We start from the raw sequence: 20,570 nt of genomic DNA, 5'->3' as shown, positions 1-20,570 counted from the left end.
ATGAAGGACCAAAAGGTGGCCCAGGAATGCAAGAGATGCTCGCCCCTACCGCTCTTATCATGGGGATGGGATTAGGTGAGAGCGTTGCCCTCATCACGGATGGACGTTTTTCGGGTGCAACTCGCGGTGCCTCTATCGGTCACGTAAGCCCTGAAGCGGCTGAGGGAGGTCTCATCGCACTTATCGAAGACGGTGATGAGATCGAACTCGATGTTGATACCCATCTTTTGCAACTCAATGTGAGTTATGAAGTGCTAGAGCAACGCCGTCTTCACTGGAAACCGATCAAAAAAGAGATCGCTTCTAAATGGCTCAAACGCTATAGCCTCCTTGTCTCCAATGCCTCAAATGGTGCGGCACTTAAAACTGAATTGTAATCGCTTCGTCACCGAACGGTAATCTTTCAACTCTACACTCTCATTTATGAATGAGGGTGTACTTAATTACCGTAGCGTGTTTATCTCTGATCCCCATTTGGGGACGCGTGATGCTCAGTCGGATCGTCTTCTCGAATTTATCCGTAATGTCGAATGTGAACATCTTTATCTTGTTGGAGATATCATAGATGGATGGGAACTTCGTCGAAATTGGCGTTGGAGTCAAGCGCAATCGGATGTTCTTCAAAAAATACTTCGTAAAGCCCGAAAAGGGACAAAAATCTTTTATATTATTGGCAATCACGATGAATTTTTACGCCCTTTCTTGCCGATGGTGATGGGAGACAATATCATTATTACGCATGAAAAAGTCCATAAGAGTATCGCTCTTATATAGAACGCTTAGGCAGTTTTAACGTGATTCGTCCGCAGGAATGTTCGCCTCATCGCTTGTATGAGATTTTACAAGTTCATACTTCATGAAGCAGGGTATATTCGGGGATAATTTTGTGAAGTTCTTTTGGAACGTTATGAGCATGTACCAGAGAATCGATTGCAGTATTAAGTGCAGGGATGGGATACACAGATGAGCGGGCAATCATAATCGATTGAAAAGCAGTTTGCTGTTCACTCTCATCCATTAAGAGCTCTTCATAGAGTTTTTCTCCCGGTCGTAAGCCAGTATAGACAATTTCTATCGGCTTTGTTGCGTAAAGTTTGATCATGGTATTGGCTAAATCTGTAATTTTGACGGGTTTTCCCATATCAAGAATAAAAAGCTCTCCCCCACGAGCGATAGATGCTGCTTGGAGGACAAGTTGGCATGCTTCGCTGATCAGCATAAAATAGCGCTCGACATCGGGATGGGTAATGGTAATGGGTCCTCCTGACTCAATTTGGGATTTAAATTTGGGGATAACACTTCCACTGGAACCCAATACATTTCCGAAGCGGACAGCGACGATTTCACTGTTATGAGAATTGACGTTTTGGGCATAGAGTTCCACAACCCGTTTGGTTGCTCCCATGACATTCGTAGGGCGAACCGCTTTATCGGTGGAGATAATGACGATTTTTGGGACATCATGTGCTATGGCACTATCGATAACATTTTTACTCCCGATAATATTATTCATAACGGCAGCATGTGGGTTGTATTCACATAAGGGGACATGCTTGTAGGCAGCGGCATGAATGACAATATCGGGCTTATTTTTTTGGATGATAGTGTCTAATGTTGTATAGTCGAGAATATTGCACAAATGAAGCTCGGCTGTGGGGAGTTTTTCACCAATTTGGTAGAGATTGTATTCGCTGTGATCAATCAGTATCAAAGAAGATGCGCCAAAGCGGTGACATTGTAATGAAACTTCACTACCGATACTTCCCCCTGCACCGGTGATGAGGACACTTTTTCCTTGGATAAAATTTTGGATCGTTTGAGTATCAAGGTCTTTTGGATGGCGGGCTAGGAGCTCTTCGATAGAGAGATCTTCGATTTTATTGATACTCTCTTGGAGAAATCGTGAGCGTTTGATTTCACGAATACCGCAATTTTCCAGTTTATCATATATATTCCAAAGGTATTCATTTGGGAGCAGCCCATCGATAATGACAGTAGAGATCATTTTTTCACGGATTATCAGAGGCAGATCATTCATACCGTAAATTTTAATATTGCCTAGATGGGAGCCGATCATATTGAGATTTTTATCTTGTACGGCGATGATTGCTATCGGATAGTAATCTCGCGATGTGGTCAGGGTACTTTTGATGAGATTCGCAGTATCAGAGGAGATACCGATTAAAAGAGTTGGCTTTAAAATATGTGAACTTGATTTAAATCCGAGCACAATCCGCTTTAGAAATCGAATTCCTCCTAAAAATACCAGTGAGAGAAAAAGATCGATCACAATCACGCTTCGAGGAAACGGGGCAAAAAGTATTGGAAATACTAAATGAATAGATGCGAGGGTTAGGTAGACGATAAAGAGAGCCATAAAAAGGTTTTTTGCTTCGGTAAGGGAGTAAAACCGCCAAACAATGGTGTAGTTTTTGAATCGGTGGATAAAAAAAAGTTTCAATAGGATCAGAGTTGCCGCAACATTCAAAAAAGGGTCTAAAAATAGTGAAGGGATCTCAAAATTAAAGCGTAAAAGGTAAGCGATATAGAGGGTGAAAAGGGATAATACACTATCGGTTAGCAGAAAAAAAATGACCCTTTTGAGACTGTTTGGACGGAGCCACTCTGTCATATAATGACCTTTTTAAGAATAGAGCAAACACGGAGTACATCGTCATATTCCATCTGTGTACCGCTAGGGAGGCATAGCCCTGTTTCAAATAAGGTTTGTGATGTGCCGTTCTCAAGTGACAATGTATTTTTAAACAAAGGCTGAAGATGCATCGGTTTCCAGAGAGGTCGGCTTTCGATGTTATACTCTTCCAGTGCAAGACGAATCTTTTCAGGTGATGTGTTTGCAAATGTGAGGGTACTCAACCAGCGATTTCCGACCGAATTGTTTAATTCAGGCATAAAAGCAATCTCCTGAATATCTTCTAGAGTTTCGTGGTACCACTCAAAAATTTGTCGCCGTTTTTGGATACGTTTTTCTAAAACTTCCATTTGAGCCACCCCGATGGCAGCTAAAATATTACTGAGCCGATAGTTGTAGCCATATTCAGTGTGTTCATAATGAGGTGCATCATTTCGAGCTTGTGTGGAGTAAAAGCGAGCTTTGTCGATAAGCTCTTTGTGTGGTGATACGAGCATTCCTCCACCGGATGTGGTGAGAATTTTATTTCCGTTAAAGCTGTAAATTCCGAATGTACCGAACGTACCGCTTTGTTTGTCTTTATAGGTTGTTCCGAGACTCTCCGCCGCATCTTCGATCAAATAGATACCATGAGCATCACAAATAGAAATTATCTTATCCAGATCAGCGCATTGTCCATAGAGGTGTGTGAGGATAAGGGCTTTTGGTTTACTCGGTGCTTTATGAATCGCCTCTTCTAGCAGATCGGGATCGAGATTCCAGCTTTTGGTATCACTGTCGATGAAAAACGGTACCGCATTTTGGTAGAGGATTGGGGCAATAGAGCCAATAAACGTGAACGTAGAAGCTAAAACGATATCTCCATTCCCAATACCCAAAACCCGAAGCGCGAGATGGAGTGCGGCGGTTGCGCTAGAGAGGGCGAGAGCATTAGGTGTTTTTGTGAGGTCGCGGATACTTTCTTCAAAACGATCTACCATCGGTCCAAGCGGAGCAATATAGTTGCTCTCAAATGCTTCAGAAATATAGGATTGTTCTCGTCCACTCATATGGGGAGGGGAGAGAAAAAGGCGTGATTGACTCATGGTTAGACTTTGAGTTTGTAGACTTTACTGAGCGGATCGAGGATGATCGGTTCAAAAAGCTTAGGATCATATCGCTCAAAGACAAACATTTGGATATAAGATGAGTTGAGATAAAAATCATCCAAAATTAAAAACCGTCCATAGCTTCCCATAAAAATGATATTGAGACCTTCTGAAGCAAATTGTTGTTGATCAACTTGAAGTTTTTGATGTTGGTCATAACCGATTTGGTAAAAGCTTTTAATTGGGACTTCTTGAGTACCGAGTTTGAGGATATTTTTTTCTTTGATAATGCTAAGACCGTTTCCAAGTTCTACAGTTTTGCCGGTATCTTGAAACTGTTGTGACATGTAAAAGAAAGGTTGCTGCATAGTATTATCGGGATTTTTAAGATCAAGATAACTAAAGAGGGTAACGGTAGGAAAGATATCCATCATCCGAAGGGGAAGATAGAGATAGATATCTCGTGTTGGTTTAGGAAGAGGCACCGAATTGAGTTGGAGATGAACCATCAAATCATCGACAGAATCGGTTTTGTAGGTTTTGAGTATTTCGGCGATAATTTCAGGTTTATTATTTTGGTAGCCGTTTTCGGTGTATTCAACACTTAGCCGTGCCATGAATGCCGCATTTTGTTGGGGCTGAGTTAAAACAAAACTCGCAGGATAATTCACGTCTCCACTGTGCTTTCCGCCATCGACAAGTGTTTTGACATCACTGTAATAGCGGATCGGATAACCATAATCCCACCATGAGATAACATAATCTTCTTTATTTGAAAGCGTACCAAGTTTCTCAAGCACGGAGACCTCTTTTGCGGTAAATACGGTCGGTGTCATGTATTCACGAATGTGAAGATAGTTAGGGTAAAGTGCTACGCCGCTAAAAACAACCAAGACGATAACACGAAACCATTCTTTTTCTATCGGACGGGTGATGAGCATTAGTACATAAGCAAATCCGATAGCCATTGGCACTACCGCATAGATAGTAAAACGTAACCCTGCATTCATCGCGATAAACCCTAGCCCAACTAGGGGTAATGTAATCAGTAACGGTCGATAAGCGATGATTGCTGCGCCATAACCGAGCAATCCTAAAACAAACGTAATCGGATGACCGCTGATTCGCTCGGCAAAAACATTAAACGGAATATTGCCCGCTTCACGAACGGTTTGGGCAACATTATAAAAATGGAGACCTGAATTATCGGAGATACTTTCACGGAAAACATACCCTTTTAGCTGCCCCCATATTGGATCAATCCCCCCTGTGAAAAAATAAAGGGAAACGATCGCAATAAAGAGACCCCAAAACCATTTTTGATCAAGAGCAGGTTTGTAATGGAAAAAAGTAAAAATAGCGAGTGCAATTGCTATTTTGGTCCAAATAGGGAGGGATAGAATACCAATGATAATAAAGAGAGAAATTTTATAAAAATAGTGATTACGACGCTCAAAAAGGAGAGCATATAAAAGTGTCGTCACCAAGATTGCCGTATTAAGCGAATAACTTTGTGGATACCACCATTGGGTAATCGCAAAAGTGAGGGTGATCGGAAGCAAGAAGCGGTTACGCTGATGGGTGATTGCTAGAATAATAGCATAGATGGCAAATAGAGGCAGTACGATGGTGAGCATATCGGTATCATAATAACCCGTCATGGTTCGGTTGTAATAACTATGGGTGATACTGGCTAAAAGTGCAGCGATAAAACCGATCCCCGTTTGTCCTAAGGTTCTGCCGATTAAAATGATTGGAATAATAATGAATGAACCGATGAAAGAGGGCATGTATAGGATCAAAGTTTCAAAATGAACAGGGATAATTTTTGAAAGCCATGCTGTTAAAAGTGATATTGGTTCATTAATCGGAGAGAGATCATTGGGTTGATGATCCCCTTTTAAAATATCTCGTGCCCCCTCGGCAAAAAAATAACCGTCATTGGTATTGATCATTAGCTCATTATTGTATTTGAATTGCTTCACTCCTTGAAATTCTGAAACCCAGATAAAGCGCATGGATAGGGAAAAGATATACGCAGTAATGATGAGTAAAAGAGTTAACTTAATCCCGACATGTTTTTTTGGCAGTTTGAGTATATCCATGGCTGTTTTGCCTTTATAGTTATGTTTTGAATGTTTTAATAAAATAAAATTATGTAGTGTATCAAAAAGGTTCTTTTAGATTAATGTAGTGCAACTGGTTTTGTATGATTATGTACCATCAGCATATTACTCTGAATTGAACGTTGAATGATGCTCCCCATACCTATGATACAGTTTTCTCCGATAGTTATCCCTTGTTTAATCATAACTCCTGCGCTGATCAGGGTATTTTTTCCGATAATGCTCTCTCCACCTATGAAAGCTTGCGGAGATACAGTGGTGTTTTTGCCGATATGGGCATCATGTCCAATTAAACTGGCGGTATTGATAATCACATGAGCATCTATTCTAGCATCGCATGAAATGAGTGCATTATGTGCAATATATGTCCCTTCTGCAATAGTAACATTAGTACTAATGCGTGCATAGGGTGAAATAAGGGTAGCAGAAGGAATGCAATTCTTGTCCAAAAAATGGATGATTTTAGCCCTATTGGCAACCCCAGTCTGGTTGATCCCTCCAAATGCAATATGTACATAGTCAAACGTATCACGCTTAGAAAGCAGTTCATCAAGATACCCGAGATGGGGATATGCAATAAGATTATTATGCTCTGCAAAGATACCAATGATCTCAAATCCGTTTAAAAGAGCCACCTCTATAATCTCTTTTGCAAATCCGCCACCCCCGATTATGGCAAGCCGTTTTTTCATAATAGTGTTCGTCCTCCATCGATAATAATATTTTGACCCGTGATCCAGCGGGCACTATGACTTAGTAAAAAGATGCAGGCTGATGCTACATCTTCAGGGTGACCTTCTCCTAGCGGGTACTCTTCTTTGATTTTCGTAAAAAATTCATCATTATAGACATTGGGTGCATGTTGGATGATTTCGGTTACAATAAAGCCGGGTGAAATAGCATTGATCCGAATATTTTGTTTAGCTGTTTCGACGGCGAGAGATTGAACAAGGGAGTTGACGGCTCCTTTAGTCGCGGAGTAGTTCCCCAACCCGCTATTGCCTTGAATTGCGGCTATGGAAGAGAGTATTACGACAGATGCATTTGCAGTACATATCCGTTTATCACAGAACCCTTTTGTCAGCATAAGTGCCCCGAAATAGTTGATATCAAACATTGATTTAGCTTCACTAAGGTCGAGTACTTTAAGGGGGGTGACTCCGCCAATTCCTGCAGAATGGACGAGACCGGCTAATTTGCCGTATTTTTTTGCACATTGTTTTATGAAATCAGGGATTTCTTCTAGAGAGGCTGACAAATCAAACGGTTCGATAAAAAAACGCTCAGGCTCAATTGCTTCATTGCGTGAGAGATTGAGTTTATCACTATTTCGAGAAACAGCAATAACAGAGCCACCAAGAGCGATGATTTTAAGAGCTATTGCTTTTCCAAGACCGCTTGAAGCACCGGTGACTAAAAAAACATTATCAGGATTAAATTGAATCATTTTTCGAACCTTTTCAGGGTTGTTTGAGTGTTTGAAAGGTCAAGAAGTACAGCTCCCATAGAATATCCTACGCCAAAACCGGCTAAAAGAGAACGCGGATGGCAACATTTTTCAGGAAGATCGGAGATTAACAAGGGGATAGAGACGCTAGAGCTATTGCCGTAGTGATCAATATTAATAGGTGTTTTATCGGTGATACCCATTTTATTCGCTAAAAAATCAAGCATAAAACGGTTGGCTTGATGAAAACAAAATACATTAATGGAGTCTGAAGTTTGATTTGATAATGTGTAAATATCTTCTAAAAGAGAAGGAACTTCATCAACAGTAAAATTAAAAATTTCAGTTCCGTTCATATACAGAGTTGATGCGGAAGTAATATTGCCACTTTCATCACTTTGTTTTTTATAAGAAGCTGCACATAGAGGTGAAGCAATGCCTCCATCAGGTATGATCAGATTTTTATACCCGCGTCCATCTGATTTAAGCACAAAGTAGCTTTTAGAATTATTCGATCGTTCACAAAGGGTCACACTGGCGGCATCACCGAAAAGAAAAGCGGTTGATTTATTCTCAGGTTCGGAAATTTTTGAGATAGCATCTCCATCAAATAAAAGGATACGTTTGATATCAGAGGCAGTTTCAAGCAGAGCAAACGCTTGTGATAGACCGTAGATATATCCCGAACATCCTTGATTGATATCAAATGCCAAAGCATCTTTTTTGAGACCTAGTATGCCGTGTAAGACATTTGCTGTCGTTGGAAGTCTATATTCAGGAGTCTGTGTTACGACAATGAGTGCATCGATGCTTTGCGGATCAATGGTTTTGAAAACTTCCTGTACTGCTTGAATATAAAGGGGTAACAGGGAAGTATTTTCATCAAGAATATAGCGTGTTTCGACCCCAGTCATTTTAATAATCTTTTTTTTAGTTTTGTCATCAAACGGAAGGTCGTAGTTACTTATTTTTTGATTTGGAGTTACCGTGACGATCTGTCTAATAGTTGCATGAGTGTAAGTGATTTTCATAATGCTTCGTCTTTAATGAGAGCTTCATAGTATTGGTGAAAAACAAGAATCCGTTTTTCTTGAGCGTTATAGATATACTGAGCGGGCAAAGCGGTTCCTTTTTGAACGAGTTCACAAATACGGGCATCTTCAGTAAAGATTTGACGATTCAGGTGTGCTATATTGTCATAAAATGCGGCGTATTTGGTTTGTGTGGCATAGGTACGGCTAGAAAATGCCGTCTCTGTAGGTATTTTCGGATAAAAATTCTGAAATGCGTAAGAATACCCAAACGTAGAGGAGATCATGGAAAAAGGGAAAAGATAGAGGCTGAAATAGCACTCGTTGCGATATTTGTTGTCAAAAAGGGTATGAAGTTTTAACAGTTTGGTATGCACTTTCGTATTTCCCAACGGTGATTCCCATAACGAATTGGTTTTATCAAATGTAACCGTCCCATCTGTAGGTTCCAGAGTTCCAAGCGAAGTCGGATGAACGGAAGACACATGATAGTTTTCGAGGGCATTTTCGAGCGAAATTTTCCAATTAGAAGAAAAAGGTTGGTCATTATCGTCAATAAGGCGGGAGACATCATGCGAGATGGTTTCAAGCATATCCCAAAAAGAACCGAGTTGCTCTCTCAATGTAGAAGAAGGTGCCGGTGAGAAAAAAATAAAATTGCCGCAGAAATCGATCTTATACGTATTCAGTGCAGCAGATGCGACTTCTTCTTTATTGAAAAGTTTGCGATTGGGGACAACACATTTCCCTTCTCCGAAGCGCCATCCGTGATAGGGGCACAAGAGCTCTTGCGAACCGTGAGAATCTTCGATAAGCAAACATCCTCTGTGGGGACAGCTGTTTTCAAAAGCGATAATATTCCCGTGGTCGTTATAAAGGACGATATCATGTCCACCTGCCTGAATACGTCGAAAGTCATTCGATTTTGCCAGCTCAGAGCGGTGTGCTCCAAAATGGTAAAAGTGTTCGAAGAGTATTTCGCACTCTTTTTCATAGGTTAATGGAGTAGAATAATCTGCTTGGGAGATCATCCTTAGATGCCTGATAGCGCTATGATATCCCCAACACTTTGGCATTGTTTGAGTTCATCAAGCGATACTTTTTTACTGAGCTTTTTATCAAATAAAGCGATGATACTGATAAAAGCTAACGAGTCCCAATCTTCAAGCGAAGCAAGTGCTGTTTCTTCATTTAAACTTCCCTCATCCACTTGGAGAATGTCTTCAATTTCGGTTATTAAATCTTGTTTAGTCATTTTTAATCCTCGTTAGGTTTATAGGTCAAAATCGTAGCAGCCCACGAATAACCGACGCCAAATGATACAAGCATCACTCTATCATTTTCCTTAACGGTTTTAGTTCGCATAAGCTCAGAAAGGACGATGGGAATGGTGGATGAGACAGTATTCCCGGTATCTTCCATACAGATTGAAAATTTTTCTTCGGGGATGCCAATTTTATCACGCAAATGGGTCAGCATAAAACCGTTTGCCTGATGGAAAACGAAATGATCAATCTTATCCATAGAGAGGTTGTGTTTAGTCAGTATAGCTGTGACAGCTTGAGGAACATGTTCGAGGGTAAAGGAAAACACTTCTGAGCCATTCATATGGAGGTTGTTTTCGCTGCGGACATTGCCCGAATCGTCTTGGTGCTCGATGGAGGTTTGTGGATTTTTCGGGTATTTTAAACCGCTGGTTTTGACGCATATGTTTTGCGCACCACTGCCGTCGGTACCAAAAATAAATTGCCCGATATTCTCCACGTCATTTTGTTCCAATAGGGTTGCGCTTGCACCATCCCCGAAAATTGAGCGGTTGGCACGATCCAGCGGATGAATGTATTTGGTATAGGTGTCGGTTGTAACAATCAGGATAGTGTGTGCCTGATGGGTAGCCAAAAGCCCTTTTGCGAGAGAGAGGGCATAGACATATCCGGTACATCCTTGATTGATATCGACAGCGCCAATCGCATTCGGCAAGCCCAATCGGTGTTGTAAAATTCCGGCATTGCCCGGAATGACGAAATCGGGGCTTTGGGTACAGTAGAGGATATAGTCGATGGCAGTTTTGTCGATGTCATAGTCGGTAAATAGTCTTTCACACCCTTTGAATGCAAGATCAAGCGCAGTTTCTTCCGGTGCGCTGACATGCCGTTGGCGTATTCCGGTTTTGGCAAAGATTTTTTTAGAGGGCCATCCAAGTGCTTCAAAGGTCTGATTATCTTCGGTTTTTGAAGGAAGATAATACGATATTTTCATTTTTTTCCCTTACTACCGGTAAACTTTTCCATGGTTGCTTCTCCTGCTTGCGATATCCCTTCTTTGATAAAAACCTTTGCAAAAGTACGATAAAAGATTTTAAAGTCGAAGGCAAACGATATATTGTCGACGTATTCAATATCATATCGAAATTTTTCTTCCCAGCTAATCGCATTGCGTCCGTTTATCTGAGCCCATCCGGTGATGCCGGGTTTGACATCATGCCTTCGTGCTTGCTGCAAAGTATAGAGCGGCAAATATTCCGGTAAGAGAGGACGCGGTCCGATAAAACTCATTTCACCCTTGAGAACATTGAGCAGTTGGGGGAGCTCATCGAGGCTGAGGCTGCGGACCCATTTGCCGACTCCTCGAAGACGCAGCTCATCACTGAGAAGTTCTTCGTTAATATCTCGCGTGTCACTCATGGTGCGGAATTTATAAATAGTAAAAATTTTTCCATGCAGCCCCGGTCTGCGTTGTGTAAAAAGGACAGGTCGACCCATAGTGAATACAATTAATAGTGCGATTAACGCAATTAATGGAAGGGCTAAAATCAATAAAGTTACAGCCAACAGTTGGTCAAATAATGGCTTAATAAGATTAACGTACATGCTGCAATCCATACACTTCGAGATGTTTTTCAACTATTGTAACGATATCAAACTCCCGCACCGCTTTGAGACGGCTCTCTTTGCCCATCTTTTTACGGAGATTTTCATCTTTCAAAAGGTGCTCTATCGCTTCAGCCAGCGCGAGTGAATCTTTGGGAGGGACGATTAAACCGTTCACTCCGTTATCGACTGTCTCTCTGCATCCTACAACATCAGTGGTAACGATTGGCAGCCCCATACTAGCAGCTTCCATGGAGGTGCGCGGCAGCCCTTCGCGATAAAAGCTCGGCAGAACAAAAATATCACTTTGGGATAGAATATGGCGAATATTGGTTTGATGTCCAAAGTAGTGTATGGAGGATTGTTCTTGCATAAAAGCTTCAGTAACACTAAATGGATTTCCTTCATCGGGTGAACCTACATATTGGAATGTGACCTTCGGAAACTTTTTCGTGAGAATTTTTGCTGCTTCAATAAACTCCAATACTCCTTTGTGTTTAAGGGCACGAGCTATCATGGTGACTCTAATCCACTCATTTTCTTTTGGCAAAGGCTTCCATTCATTAGTATCTATTCCTACCCCTTTGATGATAAATATTTTTTCAGGATTAATGATTTTTTTAGAGATTAGATAAGTAGGGTCGTCCTGATTGACGAACATAACGGTATCGGAGAGTTTAAAGATACGAGTGTAGAGAAGTTCAATGAGAGTACGAATAGCACGGCTTTTGAAATCATTTTCGAGATAAAAACTTCCCAACCCCTCTACGAGATTGATGATACGGGGAACTTTTGCCAATCGTCCTGCGATAGTGCCGTAGATATTAGGTTTGGCAGTAAAAGTATGGAGGATATCGAGCTTTAAAGGAGTGATCGCTTTGTAGATATTGCGGATAGCACGGATCTCTTGAACTGGGTTTAGACTTGAACGCTCAATTTCATATGGAATATGAGTAATGCCGTGTTTGGAAAAGGATTCGCTGATTTCACCTGAGGGGCATATCGCATACACCATATGACCTTGACGTACCAACTCCTGCATGACCGGCAGACGAAAAAGCCAAAGGTTGTAATCGAGATGGGAGAGGAAGCCGAAGGTCATTTTTTTGATTTTACTGAAAAAATGGAATCAATAAAATTTTTATAAATCGGGAAATATTTTTGTATTGAAAAATTATAAGCATTTTGGAGAGCATATTCCGAATATTCAGTGTAAAGAGCCGAATTATTATAAAGCTGTGTGATTGCATCAATCCATTCATTTTGCTTTTTAGGTAAGAACCCGTTCATCCCTTCTTGGATAATAGTCCGATTTTCTCCGACAGGGCTTGCTACCGATGGCAATCCTGCCGCTTGGTATTGGATCAGTTTAAACCCTGATTTCCCTTGGCTAAAGGGATCAGTACTTAGGGGCATAATACCTACATGAGATTGTTTAAGAAGGGTAGCTTCTGTTTCACTAGACCAGTCATAAAACTTCATAGATACACCGGGTATTGCTCTATTTTCCAATGTTTTGGAAGCAATGATAATAAGATCGTAATTAAGAGTTTTTGCAAGAGTTTGAAATACAGAGGCAAAAGCTTCAATATAGCGATAGGTGATGGGACTGCCAATCCATACTAGTGAGAAACGGTCAAACTTGTGTATAGCTACATTTTGATAGGATTCAAGATTAATGACTGTTGGAATTTTAATGACATTGGGGTTGAGTTTTCTCACATACTCTTCAAGATAATCATTTCCTACAATAACAGCGGCAGCATTTTCGACAAGATAATCATATTTTTTTTTGAGCATTTTTTTCCCACGATAGTCTTCCCATACGTTATCATCATAATCAAGAATATAATTTTTATCTTTTAAAAACCATTTTTCAATTCCATAGGGAAGATAAGGGAAAAGTTCACGTTCGATAATCAAGTTGTCCGAAGAACGCAATACCGCAAAAAATCTTTCGCAGTAAGATAAGAAAATATGTAGTTTGTTTTTTGGTTTTTTCGCGAATAAATTATTAAGATAATGAATATCCATGAAGGAGTTAATTTCTATATTGTAATTCAACTCTGCAAGACGAGAGGCAAATGCAAAACTGCGATATCGGCTGGTTGCCCCTTGTGTCGGATATTTGGTAAAAAAGGAGAGATTAGTCATATTGAATCGATTTTCCCATATTTTGCTTTTGTAAAATCTCTTATTGCATAGATATATGCTTTTAGCTGTAAGAAACGATCAGGCTCAAATATGAAACATTTGAAAATATCTTTACAAGATCTAAGTATATCAACTATAACCCATTTGGGAAAATGAAAAAAATATTTTTTCCAAACATATAAGGCATTACGCAAACGATAATATTTTCGAATGGGTGAATGATTTGTTATATATGAATGAAAACCAAAAAAATTGATTCGTTGAAAATTCCCAAGTTTGTGTATCATTTTTGCAGTTGGGACTCTTAGAACTTTATAGCCAAGCAGATTACATCTCAAAGAATATTCAAAATCGACATAATCGATAAATAGTTTTTCATCATGTAACCCTATAGCAGGAGTGAGAGAAAGACGTAACAATGAGCCGGATGTTATTGCGGTTAAACTTTTCTGGAGCACATTTGGAATATTTAAGTAAACGGGATCATCTGGATCTTTATAAATGGCACCTGCTATAAAAGCAGAAGAATCGTTTTCGAGGGCTGCTATTAAAAAACTGACACATTTTGATTCTATTGTACTGTCTTGATCTATCAAGAAAGCGTAGGTATAGGTTTCTTTTAATGCGTATGTAATCCCCATGTTTAGAGCTGTGGCAATGCCGAGGTTTTGGTTATTGAAGGTATAAGATATTTTGGGAGGGAAGCCTTTAACAATTTTTTCAACTAAATCTATATTGGAATTTGGTGAGTTGTCGATTATAAAAAGTTTGTCTACCTCCTCGAGGTATGTCAGAATATTCTGTAGGGATATTTCTGTTGGATGGTAATAAACGACAATTGCGGCAACTTTTTCAGTCATTATTTTGCTTTTGTATCAAACTTTGATAGGCTAGATAAGTCTGTTGAGCTGTATATTCCCATGAAAATCTTTTATCGCATTTTTGTATAAGTGTTTGTGACTCCAAAGATAATAAAACAGCTTCTTTGATCGATTCTGTATCATAAGGATTACATACGAATACATCTCGATCGATTCTGTCTTGGAAATAGGTGTAAACAGGGCAAAATTGTTTTTTGGACACAACTATTTTAAGCCCGCTACATAGTGCTTCTATTGAACTTAGTCCTGTTGTTTCACTGAAAGATGGGAGCACATGCGCATGCGCACTGTTGAAAATTTTAACAAGTTCATTCTGAGGAATATGATTGGCAATAAGAGTAAAATTTCCTCTTTCTTGTCCGATTTGTTTAATCAAATTTGCATAATGTTGGTCTTGACCTATTTTACCGATCAAAATAATATGGATATCCGTATGGTAAAAAAGAGCTCTTATTAAGGAGAGTTGGTTTTTAATGGGTTCAATTCTGGCCGCACATACTACCGTTTTTGGAATAATATTTTTTTGAAGAGGCTTGACAGATTTAAAAATGTTCATATCAATAGCATTAAAAATGATTTTTGAGTGCATAAACTTTAGTTGGGTATAGTGCTCTAATTGTGTAAGTTCTTCTATAGAGTTAGGAAGTAAGAGGTGTACTTCGGCCAGTATATCCATAATTTTATTTTTATAATGAGAAGAAGTGCTATAAGGTTTTCCAATTACAAATGCACTGATTTTTGAAAGAGCACGGTGAAATTTTTTGTAAATTTTATAAAATTTGCCAAATTGATAAAATTTGAATTTTGACATATGAATAATGAATAATGCGTCACTCAAATCCCAAAAAATTGGGGAAAGGATAATGATTTTACCTGCTTTTTTTGCATTTGAAACAAATGCTAGTGTTTGATCGACCGTTCTAATATTGAAAATATGAACAATGGTAGCATCAGAGGAGAAGATTTCTTCAAGCGAGAGTGCGATATCAATTGAAACAGGAAAGGATGATTCCAGATATTCCTTTGTCTTGAGCATTTGAATAGTATCGCCGCCGGGATTGGTTAAGCAGTCTGAACGATTACAGTACAGAATATTGATTTTTTTAGCGTTCATGAGAATATTTTTTGATCAAGAAATAAATAGTTTTTAAAACTGAAGATGGGGCTATGGAAAGAAGAAAGATAAGTGAACTGGGAGCCTTGGTAACAAACGGAAAGTAATCTTTATACAAAAAATAATCTTTTATGCTAAAGAGTTGATCCATACGCAAACCGTAAAGGCTTTTTAAAGAAATTCCCGATTCCCGAATACATTTCAATTTTGTATTATTATTGTAAATCGGAGGAAGCGAGAGAAGGACGTCCGTCCATTTTTGAAGAAAAATATTGAGGATTCTATCTGTATAGGGATTAATAATTTTTTCATTAGGTGGAGATTGAACCAAAGGGAATGAATGCCAATAAACATAAAAAGTTGATTGTGTTGCCAAATAGTCGAATACAATTGCAGTTTGTATAAAATTGGTATTATAATAGGTACTAAACTTAGCTTTTTTAATGAGTTCAGCACTAAAAATCAATGTACTCATCCATGTCATTGTATACCAAAGGTCATTTAATAATGTATTGTGATTTTGGTATACCGCACTCATTAATAGGGGCTTTTTTAGAAGACTTTGGTTGTAATTTGTCCCATTAGTCACAATAAGATCAGCAGAATGGACGTTAATTAATTCAAGTATCTTTTTTATTCCGTCGTTAATAATAAGATCATCATCGCCGAGTAGCCAGGAATAAGAGCATTCTGACATTTTTAAAACATTTTCAAAATTTTTATCTGCTCCTAAATTTTCTGTATTTTGGCGATAAAAAATAAAAGGGTAGACTTTTTTTGCTTCCATGACAATTTCAAAGGTATTATCAGAAGAATTATTGTCGGAAATATAAATGGGGACTTGGTCTATAATGAGATTGGGAATTATAGTAGACAATAATTCTTTTAAAACCATTGCGCGATTATATGTAGGTATACAAATGGCTAGTTTTTTATTCATAAAATAATCCTATAAAATCACTTGACTTTGTTTAATGGTGGATTTGATGAGTTTCAAGCATATATACCTGCTTGCACCCCTCTATCGTACTGAGCCGATGAGCGATAACAATCAATGTTTTATTCTCAGCAATTTTATAGATTTCTTCCATAATTTTGGCTTCGGTGTCGCTATCGAGAGCGCTGGTGGCTTCATCAAGGACTAAAATTTCAGGATTTCCATAGAGGGCGCGTGCGATGGCGATCCGTTGCCGCTGTCCACCGCTGAGTTTAATTCCCCCTTCGCCAACTATCGTATTAATTCCTTCGTGATGGGTTTCTAAATATTCTAAGATATTGGCTTTATGAAGAGATTCTTTGAGCTGAACATCGTCGATAGGTTTCCCGAAAGCAACATTATGGGCTACTGTATTGTCAAAGAGATAGATACTTTGCGGAATGTATCCAATTTTACTTCGCCAAGCTTTGATATTGGACTCATCCAATAGTGATCCATCTACACTGATCGTTCCACTTTTTGGTCGATAAAGTCCAATAATAAGATCAACCAGAGTTGATTTCCCACTGCCGCTTTCACCGATAAAGGCGATTTTATCCCCTTTATGGATAGTGAGAGAAATATCTTCTAAAATAGGCTTTTCGTCATTGTATTCGAAGTAGACATGATCTAGCTGTAAGGTATGGTCGAAATATATAGCGGTATCTTGAAGTTTTTCCGCATCATACATCAAATCGTTGTGGATAATATCGAGAGAACTTTTATGAAAAAGAATTTGATTATATCCGTTTAGAATACGGTTTGCTGATGGCATGAGTCGATACAGTCCTAAAATGAACATAGAGATAAGTGCCAAGGCTCCTGAAATATCGCTTTGATATTTATTCACGAGGTAAATAATCATAAAAATGATAATCCCAAATCCGAGAGCTTCTAAAAATAGCCGTGGAAAATGGTTGAGTGTTTCATTACGGATATTAGCTGCGGCATAGCCTGCACTGGCATGGTCGAATTTTTCGAGAATTGATTCGGTATTGGAGGTGAGTTTCATCATTTTAAAGTTACCGAGGCTGCTTTGGATAATCTCAAAAAACTTTTTTTGATGCTCTTCTCGTGAAACCCCTGCTTTTTTGATCGAACGTGAAACGGTGAAGACGAGCAACACGGCATTGACGATAAGGATCATACTGATGAGCAGTGTGATTTTCCAGTTGATATAAAGCATGATTGCATAAATAAATATGACAACAAATATCTCACTTAGCATCAGTAAAAGACCTGAAATAAGGGTTGTCATATTTTGGGCTTCGTTGATGATAGCTTTACTGAGATCGGCACTGTTTTTATCGATGAAAGAGCGATAGCTCATCCCCAAATAGTTTTCAAACAGTCGATAAGCAATGAGGTGATAACGTCCTTTTGAAAATTTGGCAAGCAGATAAAAATACCCTAGATTGAGCAGTGAACGTAAAAAATAAAAGACTAAAAGGGCTATACCGATGGCGATGACAAATTGGATGTCGTTGTCAAACCTGAAAAAGGTGTAGATCCGTTCTGTATAGACATTTGTGTGGATATGATCAAAATTACTGGCAATGTTGATAAAGGGGAGAATCGCGCTTACTCCGACCATCTCGATGAGAGAAACGGCGATGGAGATAACTATTAAGACGACAAGGAATCTTTTATCGTGTGATGTTAGGATAGAAAGAAGTTTGGTAAAAAATAGAGTCATGAATTGAGGTGTCTTTTCCTATACTAATCAACATCAGGAGTAATGGTAGGTTATGATATCGTATAATTGCAAAAAAAAGGTTTCACGTGTGCGGAGTATTTGGAATTATCGGTGAGTATTCTTCTATCAAAGCACGTGAAGCACTTAAAAAAATTGCGCACCGTGGACGGGATCATTGCGGTATTATTGAGCAACAGAACCTTTTTTTAGCACATCATCGTCTCTCTATTACCGATAATCACCCAAGATCCCATCAGCCAATGCGCCGTAAAAAACTCCTTTTGAGTTTTAACGGGGAGATATATAACCACAAAGCATTGCGTCAAGAGCTTGATTACCCGTGGCAAACGTCTACTAGTGATGCCGAGGTGATATTAGCCGCGTATGAGAGGTGGGGGATAGAATGCATCCACCGTTTTGAGGGAATGTTTGCATTTGCACTGATCGATGAGGAAAAGCTCTATTTGGTGCGTGACCGATTTGGCAAAAAGCCGATGTTTTACTATCAAAACGGTGAAGCATTTGTCTTTGGTTCTGAGATTAAAGCCCTCCGTCCGTTTTTGAAAACGGTGCAAATGAATCGTGACGCGATGCGCTCGTATCTCTCATTCCTCGCACCCACTCCGCCCCATACGTTTTATGAGGGGATTGAAAAGCTCCAATCGGGGGAGTATCTTTGTTTTGAGAGGGGAAAAATTACCAAAACGACCTATTACGACCTTCCCCATACCTCATTGAGAAGCTCCAAAACACTCGAAGAACTGCTTCATGAAAGTATTCATAAACGGCTCGATACTGAGGTGGGGGTAGCTGCACTCCTCTCTGGTGGGATAGATAGTGCGATGATCTGTGCAATCGCCTCTCATCAGGGGAAAAAGCTCCCAACATTTACCTTGGGGTATGATGAATACAGCGGATACGATGAGCGGGTCAACGCTAAAGCTACGGCAGAATTTTTAGGGCTACAAAACACCGAGGTGGTGATTTCACGCAGTGATTTTGACTCCCATTTGGATGAGGTGTTAGACCAAATGGATGAACCGCTCAACGATCCCGCTGCATTACCCTTGTATCTGCTGATGAAAAAAATCAGCTCTGATGGGTACAAAGTCGTTCTCAGCGGTGAGGGTTCGGATGAACTGTTTTTAGGGTATCGGCAGTATTTTGAGTACCTTGATATCGAAAAAGCCGCATCACTCCATCACAAAAATTGGCTCAAAAAATATTTTCACAGTAACTTTTCAATGAATCGTGAGTGGGAGTGGTATAAGCGGATTTTTGATGAGACACTCCTTTTTCGGACATCGGGAGAAAAATTTACCGATTTGCAACAAAATCTTTTGTTGCGTGAAAATGTACGTGATAACGAATCACTTCGATTTTTGCAACCTTATCGTGATAGTTTTACTCAAAGCAGATTTTCACACCCATCGCACTGGTACAGCACTATTGATTTAAAACTTTTTGTCGGGGAACATTTTTTGAGTAAATTGGATCGGGTATCGATGGCACATACGCTCGAAGCTCGAACCCCTTTTTTAGATCATACATTAGCCGAAAGTATCTTTTCGAAATCTCCCGAAGAGCGGATCGGTGAGGGGGGAACAAAATACCTACTCAAACAGTTGGGGAAAAAGTATCTAAATGATGAGATTTTAAACCGTCGTAAAAAAGGGTTTGCCAATCCCTATATGGAGTGGCTGATTGCTTCAAGACGCATTGAGCTGATACGGGAAGTAAATGATAAAACGGGACTGTTTTATCCTGAAGTGATCGAAGAGTATCAGGGTTTAGCTCGTCGAGGGAAATTTAAACAGCATGTATGGGGACTTTATCTCCTCAGTCATTGGATAAAGCGAGAATTGTTTTAATATTCTGTTCAAGACTCCGAAATTAATGATATATTCTTATCTAATCCCTTTCATTAAGCTATTGGTATCATCTTCAAAAAGGATTGCCAGTTCAAGATATCCGCTGATGTAATGGGCAAAAAAGATCATAGATTTTATGTCTTCTTGAGTAAATCCACTCGGCTTATTTAGAAGCTGAAAGACACCGATAACATGACGATTGGAATCAAATATAGGAATAGACGCGATATTTTTGGTGATAAAGCCGGTTTTATTATCGATTGCAGGGAGAAATCGTTCATCGATATACGGATCATTAACTAAAATAGGTTTTTTCTCTTTGACGGTATGACCTACAATACCATCCTCTTTGTGGATCATGATTTTTTCAATGCCATCAGCTAGTGTTGTCCATAGCATTTTAATTTTAGGATTGTATATAAAAATAGAGCATCGTTCCGCACCGGTGATCTGTTTGGCATATTCGGAAATCATAGGGAGCCCTTCTTCTAAGGAGAGACGATTGAGGAGGGTACGCCCGAAATCAGCCAATTTTTTATATGAAAATGCAGGGTTCATGATGCTTCCTTTAGAGAGACATAGTTAAATAGTATCAAGGTAAAGCTAAAAAATTCAATAATGCTAATATATTAGGGATAAAAGCGAAGCAAGAGGGGAGAAGGC

20 protein-coding genes are annotated in these 20,570 nt (G+C 39.3%); 3 read left to right on the top strand and 17 right to left on the bottom strand.

Annotation, left to right across the window (positions count from 1 at the left end; genetic code table 11):
- On the top strand, positions 1 to 377 hold a 377-nt coding region (locus tag WA010_RS01660; RefSeq protein ID WP_422555441.1), incomplete at its 5' end, for a dihydroxy-acid dehydratase.
- Positions 378 to 423: 46 nt separating this feature from the next.
- Positions 424 to 774 (top strand): UDP-2,3-diacylglucosamine diphosphatase, encoded by a 351-nt coding sequence (locus tag WA010_RS01655; RefSeq protein WP_422555440.1) that lies wholly within the window; start codon positions 424 to 426, stop codon positions 772 to 774.
- Between the two features lie 73 nt (positions 775 to 847).
- Here WA010_RS01655 and WA010_RS01650 read toward each other — a convergent pair whose 3' ends face one another.
- From WA010_RS01650 to WA010_RS01575, 16 genes are all read right to left on the bottom strand, one after another.
- On the bottom strand, positions 848 to 2,632 hold the full coding sequence (locus tag WA010_RS01650; RefSeq protein WP_422555439.1) for a polysaccharide biosynthesis protein: 1,785 nt from the start codon (positions 2,630 to 2,632) through the stop codon (positions 848 to 850).
- Positions 2,629 to 3,738 (bottom strand): UDP-N-acetylbacillosamine transaminase, encoded by a 1,110-nt coding sequence (gene pglE / locus WA010_RS01645; protein WP_422555438.1) that lies wholly within the window; start codon positions 3,736 to 3,738, stop codon positions 2,629 to 2,631. Before pglE ends, WA010_RS01650 begins: the two co-directional genes overlap by 4 nt.
- A 2-nt stretch (positions 3,739 to 3,740) precedes the next feature.
- On the bottom strand, positions 3,741 to 5,846 hold the full coding sequence (locus WA010_RS01640; RefSeq protein WP_422555437.1) for an STT3 domain-containing protein: 2,106 nt from the start codon (positions 5,844 to 5,846) through the stop codon (positions 3,741 to 3,743).
- Between the two features lie 80 nt (positions 5,847 to 5,926).
- A complete protein-coding gene (locus WA010_RS01635; RefSeq protein ID WP_422555436.1) occupies positions 5,927 to 6,559 on the bottom strand; it encodes a DapH/DapD/GlmU-related protein in 633 nt (210 codons plus the stop codon).
- Entirely contained in the window at positions 6,556 to 7,314 is a 759-nt protein-coding gene (locus WA010_RS01630; protein WP_422555435.1) for an SDR family NAD(P)-dependent oxidoreductase, read from the bottom strand. Before WA010_RS01630 ends, WA010_RS01635 begins: the two co-directional genes overlap by 4 nt.
- Positions 7,311 to 8,345: a 3-oxoacyl-ACP synthase III family protein gene (locus tag WA010_RS01625; RefSeq protein WP_422555434.1), complete on the bottom strand. Its 1,035-nt coding sequence runs from the start codon at positions 8,343 to 8,345 to the stop codon at positions 7,311 to 7,313. Before WA010_RS01625 ends, WA010_RS01630 begins: the two co-directional genes overlap by 4 nt.
- Entirely contained in the window at positions 8,342 to 9,376 is a 1,035-nt protein-coding gene (locus WA010_RS01620) for an aromatic ring-hydroxylating oxygenase subunit alpha (protein ID WP_422555433.1), read from the bottom strand. Before WA010_RS01620 ends, WA010_RS01625 begins: the two co-directional genes overlap by 4 nt.
- A 2-nt stretch (positions 9,377 to 9,378) precedes the next feature.
- Entirely contained in the window at positions 9,379 to 9,600 is a 222-nt protein-coding gene (locus WA010_RS01615) for an acyl carrier protein (RefSeq protein WP_422555432.1), read from the bottom strand.
- A 2-nt stretch (positions 9,601 to 9,602) separates the two neighbouring features.
- Positions 9,603 to 10,604 carry a 3-oxoacyl-ACP synthase III family protein gene (locus tag WA010_RS01610; protein WP_422555431.1) on the bottom strand — a complete coding sequence of 334 codons (1,002 nt, stop codon included), beginning with the start codon at positions 10,602 to 10,604 and terminating at the stop codon, positions 9,603 to 9,605.
- Positions 10,601 to 11,215: a sugar transferase gene (locus tag WA010_RS01605; protein ID WP_422555430.1), complete on the bottom strand. Its 615-nt coding sequence runs from the start codon at positions 11,213 to 11,215 to the stop codon at positions 10,601 to 10,603. Before WA010_RS01605 ends, WA010_RS01610 begins: the two co-directional genes overlap by 4 nt.
- The gene (locus WA010_RS01600) at positions 11,205 to 12,317 is read right to left on the bottom strand and encodes a glycosyltransferase family 4 protein (protein ID WP_422555429.1); all 1,113 of its coding nucleotides are present in this window, start codon (positions 12,315 to 12,317) and stop codon (positions 11,205 to 11,207) included. Before WA010_RS01600 ends, WA010_RS01605 begins: the two co-directional genes overlap by 11 nt.
- Positions 12,314 to 13,369 (bottom strand): glycosyltransferase family 4 protein, encoded by a 1,056-nt coding sequence (locus tag WA010_RS01595; RefSeq protein WP_422555428.1) that lies wholly within the window; start codon positions 13,367 to 13,369, stop codon positions 12,314 to 12,316. Before WA010_RS01595 ends, WA010_RS01600 begins: the two co-directional genes overlap by 4 nt.
- On the bottom strand, positions 13,366 to 14,229 hold the full coding sequence (locus WA010_RS01590; protein WP_422555427.1) for a glycosyltransferase: 864 nt from the start codon (positions 14,227 to 14,229) through the stop codon (positions 13,366 to 13,368). Before WA010_RS01590 ends, WA010_RS01595 begins: the two co-directional genes overlap by 4 nt.
- Entirely contained in the window at positions 14,222 to 15,364 is a 1,143-nt protein-coding gene (locus WA010_RS01585; protein WP_422555426.1) for a glycosyltransferase family 4 protein, read from the bottom strand. Before WA010_RS01585 ends, WA010_RS01590 begins: the two co-directional genes overlap by 8 nt.
- Positions 15,354 to 16,304 (bottom strand): glycosyltransferase family 2 protein, encoded by a 951-nt coding sequence (locus WA010_RS01580; RefSeq protein ID WP_422555425.1) that lies wholly within the window; start codon positions 16,302 to 16,304, stop codon positions 15,354 to 15,356. Before WA010_RS01580 ends, WA010_RS01585 begins: the two co-directional genes overlap by 11 nt.
- A 31-nt stretch (positions 16,305 to 16,335) precedes the next feature.
- Complete coding sequence (locus WA010_RS01575; protein WP_422555424.1) at positions 16,336 to 18,036, bottom strand: ABC transporter ATP-binding protein; 1,701 nt, start codon at positions 18,034 to 18,036, stop codon at positions 16,336 to 16,338.
- 86 nt (positions 18,037 to 18,122) lie between these two features.
- On the opposite strand from WA010_RS01575, the gene asnB reads away from it, so the two are divergent.
- Entirely contained in the window at positions 18,123 to 19,907 is a 1,785-nt protein-coding gene (asnB, locus tag WA010_RS01570; RefSeq protein ID WP_422555423.1) for an asparagine synthase (glutamine-hydrolyzing), read from the top strand.
- A gap of 36 nt (positions 19,908 to 19,943) precedes the next feature.
- Here the strand turns inward: asnB and WA010_RS01565 are convergent, their stop codons facing one another.
- Positions 19,944 to 20,465 (bottom strand): GAF domain-containing protein, encoded by a 522-nt coding sequence (locus WA010_RS01565; protein ID WP_422555422.1) that lies wholly within the window; start codon positions 20,463 to 20,465, stop codon positions 19,944 to 19,946.
- Between the last annotated feature and the right edge of the window lie 105 nt (positions 20,466 to 20,570).

The organism is Sulfuricurvum sp., assembly GCF_049305995.1.
Classification (GTDB): domain Bacteria; phylum Campylobacterota; class Campylobacteria; order Campylobacterales; family Sulfurimonadaceae; genus Sulfuricurvum.
Note: the sequence above shows the minus strand (reverse complement) of the source record. Positions and strands in the feature narration are given on the sequence as shown.